This window comes from Micromonospora sp. NPDC049799 (genome assembly GCF_040656655.1).
Lineage (GTDB): Bacteria > Actinomycetota > Actinomycetes > Mycobacteriales > Micromonosporaceae > Micromonospora.
In genome coordinates, this window is the sequence record NZ_JBFAMU010000852.1 from 1 (window position 1) to 1,312 (window position 1,312).

Sequence of the window (1,312 nt, forward strand, 5' to 3'; positions counted from 1 at the left end):
CCGGCGCGAAGGCGACCGGCGCGAAGGCCGCCGGCGCGAAGGCGACCGGCGCGAAGGCCGCCGGCACCAAGGCGACGGCCGCGGCGAAGAAGACCACCGCGGCGAAGGCCACCAAGGCCACGAAGACCACCGCGGCCAAGAAGACCGCGACCGCGAAGGCGGCCCCGGCGAAGAAGAGCGCCGCGACCGCGAAGGCCACCGGGGCGAAGAAGACCGCCACGGCGGCGAGCAAGAGCGCGGCGGCCAAGAAGACCACCGCGAAGAAGGCGCCGGCCAAGAAGGCGGCGACCAAGCGCTGACCCCCAAGGCGTACGACGCGGGCGTCCACCGGTTGCGGTGGGCGCCCGCGTCGCGTTCCCGATGTACGCCCCAGGGCGAGTGTTGAGCGGGGGCCCTTCCTTACAGCCGGTCGAGGGCGAGGATCCGGTCGTCGGCGAAGGCCAGCAGCCAGCCGCCGCCCTTGGGAGTGGTGAAGTCGTCGGTGCGGCCGGCGAGACGCTCCAGGGCGCCCGGGATCACCTTCCCCTGGCTGCACACCGCCACCGGCTCCCCGCCGCCCGCCAGCGCCGTCAACCGGGCCGCGGCGGCCAGCGCGCACTCCTCGGGCTGCTGACCGGGCTGCGGCTCGTCGAGGTCGCCGCACACCTCGATCGGCAGGTCCAGCAGGGCCGCCGACGGGTCGAGCGTCTGTACGCAGCGGCGGGCCGACGCGGACAGCAACCGGGACGGCCGGACCAGCGCCACCAGTGTGGCCAGCTCGTGGGCCCGCGCCCAGCCCTGGGCGTCGAGGGGGCGGCCGGTGTCCGGCCCGGACCACGTCGTGCGCTTGCCGGCGTGCGCGTGCCGCACCAGCGCCATCGTCCCGGTGACCCGGGGCAGCGCGGCGAACGCGGCCAGCACCTCGGCGTCGTGCGGGTAGCTGACCCGCCGGATCGCCTCGTCGGTGTCCAGCCAGCACATGTCGTCGACCTCGGTGCCGGGCTGGAAGCCGCCGGTGGCCACCGCCCGCATCGACCAGTAGTCGACCCGCTTCGGCCGTCCCTCGCTGCGGTAGTGCACGGTGGGCAGCCGCACCTGCGGCACCGCCCGGTTGTCGGACTCCTCGGCCACCTCGCGGACGGCGGCCGACAACGGATGCTCGCCCGGCTCCAGCTTGCCCTTGGGCAGCGTCCAGTCCCCGTAGCGGGGACGGTGCACCAGGCACACCTCGACACCGCCGGGCACCGGCCGCCAGACCACCCCGCCGGCCGCCCGGATCTCGGTCACCGCAGCCACCGGGTCCGCCGCCGCCGGCTGGCCCGGCGCCAGGCCG

At 75.9% G+C, this 1,312-nt stretch carries 2 protein-coding genes; one reads left to right on the top strand and one right to left on the bottom strand.

The window, feature by feature from the left end; translation table 11 throughout:
• Window positions 1-299, top strand: a 299-nt coding sequence (locus tag AB0I76_RS30080) for a hypothetical protein (protein WP_357042567.1), incomplete at its 5' end; no start/stop codon positions are given.
• 100 nt (window positions 300-399) lie between these two features.
• On the opposite strand, the gene AB0I76_RS30085 is transcribed toward AB0I76_RS30080, so the two are convergent.
• Window positions 400-1,308 (bottom strand): NUDIX hydrolase, encoded by a 909-nt coding sequence (locus tag AB0I76_RS30085; protein WP_357042570.1) that lies wholly within the window; start codon window positions 1,306-1,308, stop codon window positions 400-402.
• Between the last annotated feature and the right edge of the window lie 4 nt (window positions 1,309-1,312).